The sequence below is a fragment of the Ornithinibacillus sp. FSL M8-0202 genome (assembly GCF_037975285.1).
Classification (GTDB): domain Bacteria; phylum Bacillota; class Bacilli; order Bacillales; family Amphibacillaceae; genus Ornithinibacillus; species Ornithinibacillus massiliensis.
Genome location: NZ_CP150248.1, coordinates 3,447,278 through 3,464,577, shown reverse-complemented (window position 1 = coordinate 3,464,577; position 17,300 = coordinate 3,447,278). Strand labels below are relative to the sequence as shown.

The 17,300-nt window shown below is 37.6% G+C and carries 16 protein-coding genes and 1 other annotated feature; of the genes, 4 read left to right on the top strand and 12 right to left on the bottom strand.

Annotated features, from left to right (window positions below):
* Positions 1–28 precede the first annotated feature (28 nt).
* Positions 29–928: a RimK family alpha-L-glutamate ligase gene (locus MKY78_RS17425; RefSeq protein ID WP_339214487.1), complete on the top strand. Its 900-nt coding sequence runs from the start codon at positions 29–31 to the stop codon at positions 926–928.
* Positions 921–1,784 carry a hypothetical protein gene (locus MKY78_RS17420; RefSeq protein WP_339214485.1) on the top strand — a complete coding sequence of 288 codons (864 nt, stop codon included), beginning with the start codon at positions 921–923 and terminating at the stop codon, positions 1,782–1,784. The genes MKY78_RS17425 and MKY78_RS17420 overlap by 8 nt, the downstream gene beginning before the upstream one ends.
* Before the next feature lie 26 nt (positions 1,785–1,810).
* Here the strand turns inward: MKY78_RS17420 and MKY78_RS17415 are convergent, their stop codons facing one another.
* Positions 1,811–4,453 carry a valine--tRNA ligase gene (locus tag MKY78_RS17415; RefSeq protein ID WP_339214483.1) on the bottom strand — a complete coding sequence of 881 codons (2,643 nt, stop codon included), beginning with the start codon at positions 4,451–4,453 and terminating at the stop codon, positions 1,811–1,813.
* 129 nt (positions 4,454–4,582) lie between these two features.
* Positions 4,583–4,810: a binding site (T-box leader), on the bottom strand.
* Positions 4,811–4,949: 139 nt separating this feature from the next.
* On the opposite strand from MKY78_RS17415, the gene MKY78_RS17410 reads away from it, so the two are divergent.
* On the top strand, positions 4,950–5,138 hold the full coding sequence (locus tag MKY78_RS17410; protein WP_186870280.1) for a hypothetical protein: 189 nt from the start codon (positions 4,950–4,952) through the stop codon (positions 5,136–5,138).
* Here the strand turns inward: MKY78_RS17410 and MKY78_RS17405 are convergent.
* The 8 genes from MKY78_RS17405 to hemA form a co-directional block, all read right to left on the bottom strand.
* A complete protein-coding gene (locus MKY78_RS17405) occupies positions 5,135–6,154 on the bottom strand; it encodes a phosphotransferase (protein WP_339214481.1) in 1,020 nt (339 codons plus the stop codon). The two genes, MKY78_RS17410 and MKY78_RS17405, sit on opposite strands and share 4 nt — an antisense overlap.
* Positions 6,155–6,430: 276 nt before the next feature.
* On the bottom strand, positions 6,431–7,459 hold the full coding sequence (spoVID, locus tag MKY78_RS17400; RefSeq protein WP_339214480.1) for a stage VI sporulation protein D: 1,029 nt from the start codon (positions 7,457–7,459) through the stop codon (positions 6,431–6,433).
* 248 nt (positions 7,460–7,707) lie between these two features.
* A complete protein-coding gene (gene hemL / locus MKY78_RS17395; RefSeq protein WP_339217952.1) occupies positions 7,708–8,994 on the bottom strand; it encodes a glutamate-1-semialdehyde 2,1-aminomutase in 1,287 nt (428 codons plus the stop codon).
* 14 nt (positions 8,995–9,008) lie between these two features.
* On the bottom strand, positions 9,009–9,995 hold the full coding sequence (hemB, locus tag MKY78_RS17390) for a porphobilinogen synthase (protein WP_339214478.1): 987 nt from the start codon (positions 9,993–9,995) through the stop codon (positions 9,009–9,011).
* An 18-nt stretch (positions 9,996–10,013) separates the two neighbouring features.
* Positions 10,014–10,757 carry a uroporphyrinogen-III synthase gene (locus MKY78_RS17385; RefSeq protein WP_339214475.1) on the bottom strand — a complete coding sequence of 248 codons (744 nt, stop codon included), beginning with the start codon at positions 10,755–10,757 and terminating at the stop codon, positions 10,014–10,016.
* A complete protein-coding gene (gene hemC / locus MKY78_RS17380) occupies positions 10,757–11,686 on the bottom strand; it encodes a hydroxymethylbilane synthase (protein WP_339214474.1) in 930 nt (309 codons plus the stop codon). Before hemC ends, MKY78_RS17385 begins: the two co-directional genes overlap by 1 nt.
* Before the next feature lie 14 nt (positions 11,687–11,700).
* Complete coding sequence (ccsA, locus tag MKY78_RS17375) at positions 11,701–12,519, bottom strand: cytochrome c biogenesis protein CcsA (protein ID WP_339214472.1); 819 nt, start codon at positions 12,517–12,519, stop codon at positions 11,701–11,703.
* 12 nt (positions 12,520–12,531) lie between these two features.
* The gene (hemA, locus tag MKY78_RS17370) at positions 12,532–13,902 is read right to left on the bottom strand and encodes a glutamyl-tRNA reductase (RefSeq protein ID WP_339214470.1); all 1,371 of its coding nucleotides are present in this window, start codon (positions 13,900–13,902) and stop codon (positions 12,532–12,534) included.
* Positions 13,903–14,131: 229 nt separating this feature from the next.
* Between hemA and MKY78_RS17365 the strand changes: the two genes are divergently transcribed.
* On the top strand, positions 14,132–14,611 hold the full coding sequence (locus tag MKY78_RS17365; protein ID WP_339214468.1) for a DUF5668 domain-containing protein: 480 nt from the start codon (positions 14,132–14,134) through the stop codon (positions 14,609–14,611).
* A 42-nt stretch (positions 14,612–14,653) separates the two neighbouring features.
* On the opposite strand, the gene MKY78_RS17360 is transcribed toward MKY78_RS17365, so the two are convergent.
* From MKY78_RS17360 to MKY78_RS17350, 3 genes are read right to left on the bottom strand one after another with little or no spacing between them, the layout of a single operon-like run.
* Positions 14,654–15,391 (bottom strand): amino acid ABC transporter ATP-binding protein, encoded by a 738-nt coding sequence (locus MKY78_RS17360; protein ID WP_339214466.1) that lies wholly within the window; start codon positions 15,389–15,391, stop codon positions 14,654–14,656.
* 14 nt (positions 15,392–15,405) lie between these two features.
* Entirely contained in the window at positions 15,406–16,068 is a 663-nt protein-coding gene (locus MKY78_RS17355; protein WP_339214465.1) for an amino acid ABC transporter permease, read from the bottom strand.
* Positions 16,069–16,094: 26 nt separating this feature from the next.
* Positions 16,095–16,922: a transporter substrate-binding domain-containing protein gene (locus MKY78_RS17350; protein ID WP_339214464.1), complete on the bottom strand. Its 828-nt coding sequence runs from the start codon at positions 16,920–16,922 to the stop codon at positions 16,095–16,097.
* Positions 16,923–17,300 lie beyond the last annotated feature (378 nt).

Sequence of the window (17,300 nt, the reverse complement as noted above, 5' to 3'; positions counted from 1 at the left end):
ATAGCATAGGAAGAAAGGAAATCGAACATTGAATAAAATTGGTTGGATTATTTATAATGGTAATTTACCTGGAAATAAATTTTTAGACTTTGCCCAAATGCTACACGAAGCAGCTAAGGAGCAAAACACGAAAACATATATCATGAAAAATAATGATTTATTATCATCATTAGGTACTAATAGTCTAGAGCTTCTAACAGAATATGAAGTACCCGATTTTGTTATTTTTACGGATAAGGATATCTATTTAGCAAGGCAACTGGAATTACTTGGTATACCTGTGTTTAATCGTTCAGAGGTAATTGAAACAAGTGATGATAAGATCGCCACTTACCAAGTATTAGCTAATCATAACCTACCAATTCCAAAGACTATTATTGCACCGAAAGTGTATACAAATCGCGAGGAAAAACTTCTTCCGAACCTAGACCATGTTATCAATCAATTAGGTCTACCTATGATTGTGAAGGAAGCGTTTGGCTCATTTGGTGAACAGGTTTATCTTATCCATACAAAGGACGAGCTGGAAGAAAAGGTGAAAGAACTTTATGGAAAAGCCTTTATGTTTCAAGCGTTTATACAGTCAAGTAAAGGTCGGGACCTAAGACTACAAGTGGTTGGAGATAGAGTCGTTGCTGCGATGAAGCGATTTTCTGCCGAAGATTTTCGAGCTAACATTACTAGTGGTGGCATGATGGAAGCTTATGAACCATCCGAAAAGGCCAAGGAAATTGCCATCTCTGCATCAAAAGCAATTGGAGCAGACTTTAGTGGTGTTGATTTATTATTTGGTGAGAATGATGATTATATCATTTGTGAAATAAATTCCAACGCACACATTCGGAATCTCTATGATTGTACAGGGATTAATGCAGCAAACGATATAGTAAAGCATATACTAAAAAAGTTGAGGGATTCGCGTGGCTAATGGCTGGTTACTATATAGTGAAGAAGATGCAGTAGCGAACAAAGCGTACATTGATTGGTTTATCGATGAAGCAGATAAGCAAGGATTGACATTACGATTAATCTTAAGGGAGAAGCTTCAAATAGGAATATTGCAAAATGAGTATGCCCTTCTATTAGATGGCCGTAAAACTGAAATACCTGAATTCGCAGTAATTCGAACCGTTGAACCGCTGCTTAATAAGCAACTAGAACAGTTCAATGTACACGTATTTAACTCCTCCTACGTTTCGGAAATCAGTAATCATAAAGCGAAAACCTATTTAGAAGTTTCCCGTCTTGGTATCCCGATGGTAGATACAGTCTTTCTAAATGGTAAAAATATTACGAAGGAACCCCCTTTCCCACTGCCATTTGTGATAAAAGAGGCGACTGGTAGAGGTGGCAAACAAGTGTATTTTATTCAAGAAAAAGCAGAATGGGACGTATTTTTAACCATACGGAAACCGATCGATTACGTGATCCAATCAACGGATGTACAACTTGGAAAGGATCTAAGAGTCTTTGTTGTCGATAAGGAAATTGTAGGAGCTGTTTTAAGGGAAAGCAATACAGATTTTCGAGCTAACTTTACACTAGGTGGTTCGGCAAGCTTATACCAATTAAACGAAGTAGAAAAAGCGCTTATCATGAAAATTATCGATCATTTTGATTTCGGTATGGTCGGAATTGATTTCTTAATAGGTCAGAGCGGGGAGCTTCTGTTTAATGAAATAGAAGATGTTGTCGGCTCGAGGACCCTTAGTACGGTTAGTAACATAAATATACTAGAAAAATATATTACCTATATAAAACAACAATTAAAACAGGGTTCTTAGATTTTTCTAAGAACCCTGTTTGTTTATTATGATTTTAATTCAGCTAATCGCGCCTGTACTACTGCTTGTTTCTCTAAATAATCCTGTTCCTTTTTCTTCTCTTCTTCCACAACCGCCGCTGGTGCCTTAGCGACAAAGCCTTGATTGGAAAGCTTCTTCTGAACACGTTCCACTTCTTTATTCCACTTTTCTAGTTCTTTCTCTAATCGGGCAATCTCTTTATCGAAATCAATAAGCCCTTCTAATGGTAAGAAGATTTCAGCGCCCGTAATAACTGCTGTCATTGCTTTTTCAGGAGCATCTACTTTAGATGCAATAACAAGCTCGCTAGGGTTACAGAATCGTTCTAGATAGCCACGATTATGTTCAAGTTCTTTGACGATTGCCTCATCCTTCGCTTGAATTAACAGGCTAATTTGCTTCGACATTGGTGTATCGACTTCGGCACGGATATTACGTACTGCCTTAATAATCGACACAAGACGCTTCATTTCTTCCGATGCCTTTTCATCATGGAAGTCTTCCTGAACCTTAGGCCATTCAGCAATCGTAATGGATTCCCCTTGATGTGGTAGCTTCTGCCATATTTCTTCGGTAATGAATGGCATGAATGGGTGTAGTAGACGCATAGTCTGATCTAGCACATAGGCTAATACCGACTGTGTCGTCTTCTTCGCCTGGTCATCTTCCCCATATAATGGAAGCTTAGCCATCTCAATATACCAATCACACAATTCATCCCAGATAAAGTTATGAAGATGTCTTCCTGCTTCACCAAACTCATACTTATCGGTGTTACGTGTTACTTGGTCGATGGTTTCATTTAATCGTGTTAGAATCCATTTATCTGCTAAAGATAACTCACCAGTTAAATCAATATCTTCATACGTAAATCCTTCTAAATTCATTAGAGAGAAACGAGAAGCATTCCAGATTTTATTAGCAAAATTCCAGGTTGATTCTACTTTTTCCCAATAGAAACGCATATCCTGGCCTGGTGAAGTCCCTGTTAATAAGAAATAACGTAGTGAATCTGCACCGTATTTCTCGATGACATCCATTGGATCTACACCATTCCCAAGTGACTTACTGAACTTTCTACCTTCTGAATCACGAATTAACCCATGGAGTAATACATCTTTAAATGGTCGTTTTCCAGTGAACTCTTTCGATTGAAATGCCATACGAGCCACCCAGAAAAAGATAATATCATAACCTGTGATTAAAACATCTGTAGGGAAATAACGTTTGAAATCCTCAGCCTCTTCATTTGGCCAACCCATTGTAGAGAATGGCCATAATGCGCTGGAGAACCATGTGTCTAATACATCCTCATCTTGCTCCCAGTTCTCTATATCACTAGGCGCTTCTTTTCCAACGTATAATTCTCCTGTTTCTTTATGATACCATGCTGGAATACGATGTCCCCACCATAATTGACGACTAATACACCAGTCCCGAATATTTTCCATCCAGTTTAAATATGTTCGTTCAAAGCGTTCTGGAACAAAGTTAATTCGTTCCTCAGTATTTTGCATTTCTAATACAGAATCAGCAAGTGGCTGCATTTTTACAAACCATTGTGTAGATAAATACGGTTCAACAACTGCCCCACTCCGTTCTGAATGTCCGACTTGATGAACATGTTCTTCGATTTTGAAAAGGACACCCATATCCTGTAGGTCTTTAACAATTTGCTTACGACATTCAAAACGGTCCATGCCTTCATATTTGCCTGCATTTTCATTCATGGTGCCATCTTCATTCATGACGAGCACACGCTCAAGATTATGACGATTTCCTATTTCAAAATCATTAGGATCATGAGCTGGGGTAATTTTAACTGCACCAGACCCAAATTCCATATCAACATATTCATCAGCAATAATCTGGATTTCACGGCCAACAATCGGTAGAACTACTGTTTTACCAATTAGGTGTTGATAGCGTTCATCTTTCGGGTTTACAGCAACCGCAGTATCACCAAGCATCGTTTCTGGTCTTGTTGTCGCAATTTCAATTGTTTCATCACTATCTTTAATTGGATATTTCATATGATAGAAATTGCCGTTTACTTCTTTATAAATAACTTCAATGTCTGATAGAGCCGTTTTTGTTTCTGGATCCCAGTTAATGATGTATTTACCACGGTAAATTAGTCCTTTTTCATATAGCTTTACAAACACTTCCTTAACAGCTTCTGATAAGCCTTCATCGAGTGTAAAGCGTTCTCTTGAATAATCTAACCCTAGACCTAATTTTTCCCACTGAGATCTTATAAAGGACGCGTATTCTTCCTTCCAATCCCAAGCTTTTTGTAGGAATTTTTCTCGACCAAGCTCATAACGGTTTGTGCCTTCTTCTTTCAGTCGTGCTTCTACTTTCGCCTGTGTCGCAATCCCTGCATGATCCATACCTGGTAACCATAGTACATCATAGCCTTGCATCCGTTTCATACGGGAAATGGTATCTTGCATTGTTGTATCCCATGCATGACCAAGGTGTAGGCGGCCTGTCACGTTAGGCGGTGGAATTACGATAGAGAATGGTTCTTTTTCTGGATCACCAGTTGCTTCAAAGTATTTCCCATCTAGCCAGAACTTATAGCGGTCTTGCTCTACTGCTTGTGGGTCGTATTTCGATGGTAGAGTTGTGTTGTTTTCTTCCATTAATATCAGCCTCCTTTAAAGTTAAGGGTAATGTGATTTCCTAGCCACTAAAAAAACAATCATGATTAGGCCTTTATCAAAATGAAATCAAAGATTTACCCTAGAATAAAAAAACCCTTTCCATCCTAAATAAAGGACGAAAAGGGTTGGATTTCCGTGGTACCACCTTTGTTTACAGGAATATATTCCTGTACACTCATTGTTTGATATCGGTTATGAACCGGCAAGCTCCTACTACTAATTCAGAGCTGCTGCATCAAGGGCGACCTTCCAAAACGTTTACCTAGAAAACTCTCACCACTGTTTTCCTCTCTTTGAGGTAACTATTCTGTACTCTTCCCTCTCATATGCTTTCGTATATGATTATTTTCTTATTTTAGCCAATTTTAATCCTAAAATCAACTATTATTTAGATAATGGCACGAAGTAGCTTGGTTTATACATATAGTATTAAAAAAAGAAGTATTTGGTGCATTCTTTATGGAGGTGATGACATATGGCAAGATATTATCGTTACCGATTACCACCATGGGCTAGAAAGTGCTTAATTATTGCCGAACAGATTACACTACCGATACTTATTTTCCAATTAATCCGAACTATTTTTCTCCCAACAACTTTTGATGTCTTACTAACTTTATTGTTAGCAGGAATTTATATTGCTTTTTATTTGAAGTGGATTTAATCCTCACTGCTACTTTCATCCAGTGTTACCATTTCAAATTCCTCCTCCACAAATATAGAAAAACGTATCCCAAACATTAATTGACGATGATATCGCTGTAACTTTACTACTAGTTCCATCATGCTGTTAGAAGATTTATCTTCCACATACGAATCGATGGCGCTTATATAATCTGAAGGATCCAGTAAATAAAGCGCTAATAGTGTTAGTTCGTGATTTTCCAATTGGTTTTCATCTGTATAAAACTTTAATTGTTCCAACAAAGGCCCTTCCTCTGTATCATGGTATAAGGTTTTATGCTTCCATATTAAAGTCAAATCTACAATGGGGTGGTTATAAGTTGCCTTCTCCCAGTTAATGAAATACATCTGATTCCCATGAAGAACATGGGAATCTTGCACATTTCCATGACAGAGACATACTTGCCACTCTGCTAATTCTTCAAGGGATTCTAGGTATTGATCTAGTCGCTTCTCTACAATATAAAAGACTTGTACAAGGTCACGGTACTGTGTACAAACTAATAATTCGACCGGTGACATAAAATGTTTCGATTCAAAACTTTCTACATGAGCTAGTAGCTTCTTTCTTAGCTCCATTATTTGTTTTTTATAGACGAGAAAATTTTCCCGTGCTTGTTCCAGTTCTTTCTCGTTTAACTGTAGTGTTTTCCTCGTTTTCGCATGAATATACCCAAGGTGTTGATATACTTTTCCAATAGAAGGATGTTGATGACTTGTTTCGATCCAGGGGGTTAAATAATAGATATCCTCTCCATCCTTCGTAAATAGTTTGCCTTTTTGGTTTACATATACTGGTAAGATATGTTGTATATTCTGGGCATGTGCCGTATGGTAGATGTCTAACCATAATGGAACTTTTTCTTCTTGTAAATTACTTCGCTTTAATGCATATTGCTGTTTATTACCTTGAATATGATATAGACGTTCGGTTACTTTTTCTATATCAACAGGAAAGACATGATACGATTCTAGAATTCGCCGAACATTCTCCAAGAGCTTCACCACCTATAATGTATCCCATTAATATGAGGCTTTAGACAATAACATAGGATAAACCGAACATGAAAATTAGCGCATCAAATCCGCCCCGGAAATATACTACGCGTTCCGTGGGCGGCTGGTGAGCCTCCTCAGAGCTAAAGCTCTTCCGGGGTCTCAAGCCGTGCCTTTCCTCCCACAGGAGTCTCCGTATATTTCCGGGGCTAATTTGGTGATGGTTCATATTTTATTCCCTTTATTTTCGTTTTGTCCCAGCCTCATATCCGTTGTTCATTTATTTTTCACAGGAATATATAGTAATTGACCTTCTGTTATATCATCATCCTCTAATTGATTTTGATTACGTATATGAAGGGTTGTTGTTTCATATCGTTTAGCAAGTGATTCTAATGTATCTTTTTCCTGAACAATGCATAGCCTTACTTTGGCGTATTGTTCTTCTCCTCCTCGGAACATATCCGCTAGATAGGTCAAATCTGCTTTTTCAGTCCTACTTTCATCAGAATCATCCAGACTATAAGTCTCTTCCTCCGAGGATGATGGTTCATGCAATTCCTCTTCCACCTCTATTTCTGGCTCTTGGTTTTTATTGAAGAATTCTTCAAAGGTTTGGGTTTTTTGCATGAACTTCCATCTATCATCTTCAATAGGATCATTCACTTCTTCTTGCGACAAGGTTGGAAGTGGCTCTGGCGAATCTTCTATGTAGGTGGAAGATTCGTCTTCATGTTTTACATCAAACTCAAAAAACTCTTCCTCATTTCTTGCTAGAGCAGGTTCTTCTTCTGGAAGTGCTTCTGTGGTAGGCGCTTCGACTGTTTCTACTTCTGCTTCTACTTCTGTTTCTGTCTCCTCTTCTTCTACTTGATTACGTATACCATGAATTTCAATAGTGGAACGTAAATACAAATGATCTGTTTCTGGTAATTCATAATCAAACTCCGAGATAAAAACAGTGACATCATCTAAATTTTCTACTCGATAGGCTGGGACAGTGATTTCAACTGGAAAACGATGCCTAAATTCAGCTACACCATGCTCGGCGTCCGTTACCCTTTCCATATAACGCTTTGAATCATACCCGTCTAGGTAAGACTCCGTGCTTTCACCTATGGTTTGCGCTTTCTGATAAGAACCTTGTAATTCAATTACACCTCTAATGGAAATAAAATCAGCAAATTCTTGTATAGAAATCTCCGGTTCCAAGGAAATCCCCATTATTTCTGCAACTTCCTGACCCTTTTCAAAGTACAATGACTCATTCAAGTCAAAACGAAATACATTCTGTTCGTTTACCAAGTGGTTTCCTCCCTTCAAAACATACATTCCATATGCCTTATCTCTTAATTATCTATATGAGCCAAGACCTTAGGATATGCTAAGTAGAGGAAATCTCTTAATGGAAAAACATTTTTTGATTTGTGTATATGGAGTGGGTTATAGATTAACTAGGTGGGCTATCGGGAAAGGCTAGGAGATACATAAAAAAAACGAACTAATCTGCCATTCTTGTTATCAGAATGCATTAGTTCGTTTTTTTAGATTGGTTATGCAAGCTGTGAAAATGCTTTTCTAGCTGCTTGAATTGTTTTTTGGATATCTTCTTCTGTATGTGCTGTAGATAAGAATAAACCTTCGAATTGTGATGGTGGTAAGAAGACACCTTCTTCTATCATAATTCGATAATACTGATTAAAATGATCTAGATTCGATTTGGATGCAGTAGCAAAGCTAGTCACTGGTTCTTCTGCAAAGAAAACGCCGACCATCGATCCTGCTCGATTTATCTGTAATGGAATATGATAATCATTCGCAGCTTGCTGATAGCCTTCTACTAATAAATCTACTTTTTTATTCATTTCTTCATAAGATTCTTTCGTTAAAGCACTTAGCGTTTCATATCCTGCAGTCATTGCTAATGGGTTCCCAGATAATGTTCCTGCTTGATATATCGGCCCTGCAGGTGCTACTTGTTGCATAATTTCGCGCTTACCACCATAGGCTCCAACTGGTAAGCCTCCACCAATTACTTTACCTAGGCATGTCAAATCCGGTGTCACGTCAAAATGTCCCTGTGCACAATGGTAACCTACACGGAAGCCTGTCATAACCTCATCAAAAATTAACAGTGATCCATGATCTTCTGTTATCTTTCTGAGGAATTGTAAAAATTCATTAGTAGGAGGAACCACACCCATATTACCACATACTGGTTCCGCAATAACTGCTGCAATGTTATGACCGTATTTCTCAAAAGCAGTACGAACACCCTCTTGATCATTATAAGCAACGGTAATTGTATTTTGGGCAATTGTTTTCGGTACACCTGGGCTGTCTGGAAGACCTAAAGTAGCAACACCAGACCCAGCTTTAATTAATAATGAGTCACCATGGCCATGGTAGCTACCCTCAAATTTTAAGATAAGATCTCTACCAGTAAATCCACGAGCTAGTCGTAATGCGCTCATCGTCGCCTCTGTACCAGAGTTTACCATACGAACTACTTCAATAGAAGGTACTCGGTCAATTACTAACTTTGCTAGTTTATTCTCCAGTACCGTAGGGGCACCAAAGCTTGTTCCATTTTCAATAACTTCATGTAACTTACTAACAACTCGTTCATCTGCATGCCCTAAGATAAGCGGTCCCCAACTCAACACGTAATCAATATACTCATTGCCATCAATATCTTTGATTTTAGACCCTTTTCCACTTTCCATAAAAATTGGGTCCATCCCTACCGATTTAAATGCTCTAACCGGTGAGTTAACACCACCAGGCATCAAATTAACCGCTTCTTGATACGCATCAATTGATTGATTGAATTGTTTCATCATAACCACCCCGTTTAATTTTCTTCCTTCAACCACTTCGCCACATCTTTAGCAAAATAGGTAATAATTAAGTCTGCACCTGCACGTTTCATCGACGTTAATTTTTCCATTACTAAACTCTTTTCATCAATCCAACCATTTAAAGCTGCTGCTTTTACCATGGAATATTCGCCACTTACATTATAAGCAACAACTGGCAAGTTAAAATGATTGCGGACATCACGAACAATATCTAAGTAGGATAGTGCTGGTTTTACAATTAAGAAATCAGCACCCTCTACTACATCCGATTCCGCTTCTCTTAATGCCTCTAGGCGGTTGGCAGGATCCATTTGATAGGTTTTACGGTCTCCAAATTGTGGTGTACTATCTGCTGCATCACGGAAAGGACCATAAAAGGCAGAAGCGTACTTCACTGCATAGGACATAATAGGTATGTTGGTAAATCCTGCTTCATCTAAGGCTTGTCTAATTACTTTGACAAATCCATCCATCATATTAGATGGTGCAATAATGTCAGCACCAGCTTCCGCTTGCGATACCGCAGTTCGGGCAAGTAATTGTAAGGATTCATCATTATCTACATCATGGTCATGAATCACTCCACAATGGCCATGAGATGTGTATTCACATAGACAGGTATCGGCAACTATTAGAATTTCTGGATATGCGCGCTTTATCAATCTTGTTGCCTCTTGGACAATTCCAGTTTCAATAAAAGCACCTGTACCAACTTCATCCTTATCATTTGGAACACCAAATAGAATGATTGATTTAATACCAAGCTCGACAACCTCTTTCACTTCATCTAATAGAAGATCCATGGATACTTGATAGACTCCTGGCATAGAAGGTACTTCATTTTTTACATTACTACCTTCTACAACAAACATTGGATAAATAAAATCTTCTACATGGAGATGGGTTTCTCTAACCATTGCTCTCATCGAATTAGATGACCGTAAACGGCGATGACGTTTAAATTCAGAATTAAAATTCATGTATCTCAATCCTCTCTTTTATTCATTACACATTACTTCGATCATAGACTCAATCGTATAGGTTTCTGGAGTAATAATATTCTTAAGGCCAAGCTGTCTCGCCCTTGCTTCTGTTGTCCTTCCAATACAAACAGTTTTCGTATACTCTGGTAACGTCCTAGTAGAAAACGTTGTAAAAGCTTCGACCGTAGATGGGCTAGTAAATGTAATAAAATCAAATGCTACGTTCTCTAGCACCTGTCTTAATTTAGTTTCAACAGCAAAATTATAATTAGTATCATAGACGACCAAGGATTGGTGTAGAACACCAGCCTTCGATAAACCCTTCGCAACAACATCTCTAGATCTATTACCTTGAACTAATAAGACTTGTTTAATTTCCTGATATTTTTCTAAAAACTCTTTTACTAAATTTTCACCATCGTAAATAGACGGGACAAAATCGGGCTTATATCCATAGTTAGCTAGAACTGTTGCCGTTTTTTTTCCTACAACAGCAAATTTCACATTATCCAATGTTAGGTGCGCTTCTTCTAGGATAGAAAAAAAACATTCCACACCATTCACACTCGTGAAAAAAATCCATTCTAACGTATCCATATTCTGCAGTCTTTGAACGACTTCTACTGCGCTTCTACTGGTAATCTTTAATAAAGGTACCTCATATACGTTAGCCCCATTATCAAGGAGTTGATTGGTAAATTTTTTTGCCAAACTCGCTTCCCTTGTAACCAATACGTTCTTCCCTGCTAATGGAAGCATTACTGATCTAACTCCTCTTTTACTCGTTCAATAATATCTTTTGCTCCTAGTTGTAACAACTTCTCTGCCGCTTCTTTTCCAACCTGTACCGGGTCTGTACCTCGTACGACTTCTTTAAGAATGGTTTTACCATCTGGTGTACCAACAAGGGCGTTTAGGACGACATCTTCATTTTCTAAATGAGCGAATCCACCGATTGGAATTTGGCAGCCACCTTCTAATAAATTCAAATAAGTCCTTTCAGCAGTCACGGTTTTAACGGTATATGCATCATTTATTTTTGCTAGTATATCATTTAATTCTTGGTCATCTTCACGGCTTTCAATAGCAAGTGCCCCTTGACCTACCGCAGGCACACAAACGTCTGGTTCTAAGTACTCTGTAATCAGATCCTCATTTAAGCCGACACGCTTTAATCCGGAGACAGCTAAGATAATGGCATCGTAGTCTTCTTCTTGTAATTTACGAATTCTCGTTTCTATATTTCCACGAATCCATTTAATTTCAAGATCCGGTCTTTCAGCAAGTATTTGCGCAGCACGGCGAAGACTACTCGTACCAACTACTGCTCCTTCTGGTAACTCTCTTAATGGAACTTGATTTTTCGATATAAGGGCATCCCGGTGATCTTCCCTAACTGGAATAGCGGAGATAATTAAGCCTTCTGGTAAGGAAGCAGGCATATCTTTCATGCTATGAACTGCAAAATCAATTTCCTTATCATATAGCGCTTTTTCAATTTCCTTGACGAATAATCCTTTACCACCAACTTTAGACAGTGTGACATCCAGGATTTTATCTCCTTTTGTTACAATCTTTTTAACCTCAAACTCGTTCTCCACTCCTGCCTTTTTCAGCTCATTAATCACCCAATTCGTCTGAGTTAGGGCAAGGTTGCTCTGTCTTGATCCAACGATTATTTTACGCATAGTAATCCTCCTAGTTAAATGTGAAAATTTGAGAGCCTAGTAAATAAAAAGAAGTTAATAATCAATATTAAGAATGCAAAAGCATTGTAGGTAGCAAGAGATTTTCCTGCCATTCGCCGTACAACTCGTAGTAGTAAATACGTGATATAGATACCCAAAACCAGTATCGACCCTATTGTTTTTAAATCAAACCAATAAAATTCAACATCCTCGGTATATGCCCACGCAAATCCTAAAATAATTCCAATTAATAATAATGGGACACCAATGGTGATCGTACGAAACGTATAACGCTCTAATCGGTTTAAGTCCCCTAATTTCCATACCCATTTTATCGCTTTCTTTTCTTTTAAGAAATGATATTGCACAATATACATAAGAGAGAATATAAACGAAATGGTAAAGAAACCGTATGAAATAATTGCCAAGGAAATATGTGCAATTAATATTTCATCAACAAGCTGTATCCCACTCTCTGTCACCTGGTTTTTCGCGACAAGCGATATATGCATCAGTAAGACAAAAAATCCAAATAAATTAATAAAAAACACCATGAAATACGTTTTAAATAAGCGATTCATTAGTACAGAAAAGGTTACTAATACCCATGCGTAAAAATATAAGCTATCGGTTAACGTTGCAATAGGAAAACGATTCTCTATTATAACAGTAGATAATAAAAAAACGGTTTGAAAGAGCCAAACCATACAAAGTAACCAGAAGGCAGATACATTTGCCTTCCGGTTTTGCTGTACAAAATCAATAAAATAACATATCAGACTTAATGCATAAACACATAGTATTCCCTCATAGATCCAACGTACCTCTACCATACGACAAACCCTTTACTGCGTTACTTCCGCAAATTTACTCGCTAATGGAATCTCTTTCTTTAATGATTGAAGTAATTCATCATTTTTTACTGCTTGTTTGGCGAACTCTTCTTTCACTTCTTCTTCAATACCAAAGATATCAACAAATAGCTGTAACGCCTCACTTGCATTATCTGATCCTGCTAGTTCTTTTGCTTGTGTAATCGGATCCTTAAGTAATTGATTAATAATACTTTTCGTATGCTTACTTAAAACCTTCTTCTCTCGGTCCGTTAAGTCAGGCATCTTTCGCTCAATACTTTTCATTGTTTCTGCTTGAATGGTGAGTGCTTTTTTCCTTAATGCAGAAATTACTGGAACAACACCTAATGTTTTCATCCATTCTTTAAAGGTAATGATTTCTTTCTCTAGCTGTAATTCAATTTGCTCTGCAGCTTTCTTACGTGTTTCTAGATTCTCATCCACGATATGTTGTAGATCATCAATATCATATAAAAATACATTATCTAATTTTCCTAATTCAGGATCCAAATCTCTAGGAACAGCAATATCTACTAAAAATAAAGGTCGTCCTTTACGTTTCTTTTGAATTGGTTCCATCATGTCATGCGTCATGACAAACGAATCTGATCCAGTAGAACTGATTAATATATCGGTATTTTCTAAGACTGCACTTAATTTATCCAGCTGTTCTGCTTGTGCATGAAACTGTTCTGCTAGCATATTTGCCTTTTCCAAAGTTCGGTTTACTACCGTTATTTTCGTAGCACCAGATCCTTGTAAGTTTTTAGCAGCAAGTTCGCCCATCTCTCCAGCACCAACAATTACGACATGTTTGTCTTGCAGCGTTCCAAAAATTTTCTTGGCTAATTCGACAGCAGCATAGCTAACCGAGACGGCATTTTCACCGATGGCCGTTTCTTTTTGAGCTCGTTTAGCAAAGGTAATGGCCTGCTTAAATAACTCGTTAAAAATGGTTCCTGTAGCTTTTACTTCTTGTGAAGATAGGAATGCCTGTTTAACTTGTCCAAGTATTTGCGTTTCCCCAAGCACCATAGAATCAAGTCCTGATGAAACTCTAAATAAATGCTCTAAAGCCCCATCATCCTCTGTTATTCTTAAAAAAGAGGAAAGCTCTTCTTTATCAACATGAAACCATTCAGCTAGAAACTGCTTTATATAATAACGCCCTGTATGTAGTTGATCTACTACAGCATAGATCTCTGTACGATTACAGGTTGATAAGATAACATTTTCTAATATACTTTTTCTTGTTTTTAATTCTTGCATAGCATCCTGAAGAGAGTTTTCTGAGAAAGTTAGTTTTTCTCTAATTTCGACAGGGGCTGTTTTATAATTTAAACCAACTTTTAAAATATGCACCGTATCTCTCCTCCGAAAATATAGCGGTTCAAATTCAACCTAGATTTCCATACTGTAACTAGTATATCACAGTACAAACGTTTCGTTTTTTGGTTTTGTGAACAGATTATGAAAGTATGTTTTACAGATATATGCTATCATAAAGATAAACTCAGATGTACTCTAACACACCATACTATAAGAATCAAGAAATCAACTTACAGTATATAAATGCGTGAAAGGTGAGGAAATGAAAAATAAAAATACCCTTACAGCCTACTTACTAATTGGCATTGGTTTATATTTTTTATTTAGAGAATTAAAGTTGCCTATTTTTACTGACTTTTATTCTTGGCCGACTATACTAATTATTATTGGCCTTGCGATGCTAATCTATAGCTTCAAAGTAAAGGATTACAATTCACTATTTAGCGGAACGCTCTTATTAGGATTCGGAATACATTTCCATGGAATTAGACATTATAGCTTCTGGATTGACCATTGGGCCATGTACCCTCTCATTATAGGTATCGCCTTTTTGATTCGTTATATCAAAACAAAAAAAGGCTTACTACCGGGCCTTATTCTTACTTTACTATCTGGTGTTTTCATCTTTTCGGTTAATATTCCACCATGGTTTAATTGGATACATGATGTAGTGAATTTCGCACAAGTTTATTGGCCGATCGTGTTAGTTGTAATCGGGATATACTTACTAATGAAAAAATAAAAAGGGTTTTCTTAGGTCTTTTCCTAAGAGAACCCTTTATTGTTATATAGTTGAACTTAAGAATGCTCTCGTTCGTTCTTCCTTTGGTTGTTCAAAAATTTCATCTGGTTTTCCGTATTCTACAATTTTTCCATCATGCATATACACGACCCAGTCCGCTACTTCTCTAGCAAAGCCCATTTCGTGTGTGACAACTACCATGGTCATTCCTTCATCCGCTAGCTCCTTCATCGTTGTGAGAACTTCACCCACTAACTCAGGGTCTAATGCAGAGGTTGGTTCATCAAATAACATCACATCTGGTTTCATTGCAAGGGATCGAGCAATTGCCACACGCTGTTTCTGTCCACCTGATAATGTTGAAGGATAGACATCATACTTATCACCAAGTCCTACTTTATCAAGCAATACTTTTGCCTCTTCTATTGCTGTTTTCCTAGGAAGTTTTTTAACTAATACTGGGGCCTCGATGATGTTTTCTAATACCGTTTTATGTGGAAAGAGATTAAAATGCTGAAAAACCATCCCTACCCGTTGACGAATATGATTTAAGTCATGCGAATCTTTTTCAATCTGAACCCCTTCCACTAATATCTTGCCGTCATCCTTTAACTCAAGAAAATTGATGCAACGTAACAATGTGCTTTTACCGGAGCCACTGGCACCAATTAATACGACAACATCACTTTCTTCTACCGTAAGATCAACATCTTTCAATACATGTAAATCACCAAATGATTTATTTAATCGTTCCACCCGAACCATTTCTCTCCTAGCCATTTCGTTTACCTCCCTTAATCACTTTTTGCTAATTTCTTTTCTACCCTATTTACTACAGCCGTTAGGATAAACACAATAAATAGATAATAGACGGCAGCAATGGAATAGAATGTTAGGAAATCAAAAGAGTTTGATCCTAAGGAACTGGAAACTCCAAATAGCTCCTGTGCTCCTATAAAGGAAACTAATGACGAATCTTTTATTCCAATGATAAATTGATTACCAAGGGAAGGAATCGCTCGACGAAATGCTTGTGGTAGAATGATTCTTCTCATTGTTTGTAGCTTGGTCATACCTAAGGAACGCCCTGCTTCCATTTGACCTTTATCAATCGACTGAATCGTTCCGCGAATAATCTCAGCAATATATGCACCACTATGGATGGCTAGCCCTATAGCACCCGCCCAAAATGCATTAATTAAGATGAGTTCTGTAATGCCATAATATAGAACGAAAATCTGAACGATTAATGGCGTACCTCTTATCACCCAAATATACGCATCTGCAATCCATTGAAGTGGTCTAATGTTGGAGATTTTAAGAATGGCAAAAAATAACCCGATTACAAAAGCAATTACTAACGATGCGATGGATAAATAGATGGTTATCTTCAGCCCTTGAAGAAATAAAGGATAGCTATCAATAAATACTTGTAGAAAATGAGACAAGTGTTCCAACTCCTTATCATTTTACTCGATGGGAATTACTCTAACTCTTCTGGTTCTTGCGTAATGTCAACACCGACCCATTCTTCGGCTAAATTAGCCAGCTCTCCACTATCCTTTAATTCTTGAAGTGCATCATTAATAGCTTCTAACAAAGCATCATTATCCTTGTTCACAGCAACAGCTTGCTCACTGACACCTAATTGCCCACGGTTTTCAATTTCTAAACCATTCTGAATTGCAGATTGTCCTGTGATTTCATCCGTTATAACAGCATCATGATGCCCGGATGCTAATGATTGTAATGCCACTACATCACTGTCTACTTGTGGAATATTATCTGTATACTCCTGCGCTATTTCTACATAGGTTGAGCCCCTAGATACAGATATTTCCTTGCCGTTTAGGTCTGTAGCTGTTTGTATGTCACTATCTGGCCTTGTATAAATAACTGGACCGGAATAATAATACGGTATGGAGAAGTTAACTTTTTCCAGTCGTTCTTCTGTAATGGTATGACTCGCAACCGCAATATCGTAACGTCCTTCATTCACTCCTGTAACGATTCCGGAAAACTTAGCCTTTTGGGCTACTGGTTCTAGACCAAGTTTTTCAGCAATCGCTTCTGCTACGGCAATATCATAACCAACCATTTCAGCACCTTCCATATAACTAAACGGCTTGAACTCACCTGAAGCAGCAAAAATTAGCTTACCTTCCTCTAATAATCCATATTCTGAACTTCGGTTTTGATCTTCATGATGTGCTTGATTGTCTGATGATTCATTAGGGCTCTCCTCTGTCCCACATGCAGCTAGTACAACTAATAAAAACGCGAAAAAAAGTGTAATTTTCAGTTTTCTCATAGTATAACGATTTTCTCCCTCTCTTGTTATTTTGAAATGATTCACTCACTTCCCACTTCAAAAGTATAACAAGATACAAATTGAACATCGAATTGGAAATAATCAGATTAATTTTGATATAAGATGCACTAACCTCATTATAGGCATATATGTACTCATCTCTTACAATTGCTTCATAATACTGTCTTGCAGTAGGAATTCATCAAAATGTCCAATATTTTGCAGGCTACTGTGAGGGAAAAGATGGATGCAATTGGTTGGTAAACTTCACACGCTTCCCCCTTGCATCTTAAAAAGAGCTAGACACAAAAGTAATTTTCACAAAAAAACCGAATGATGAGCACGGCATCTGCATGTGTATCATTCGGTTTTCCATCT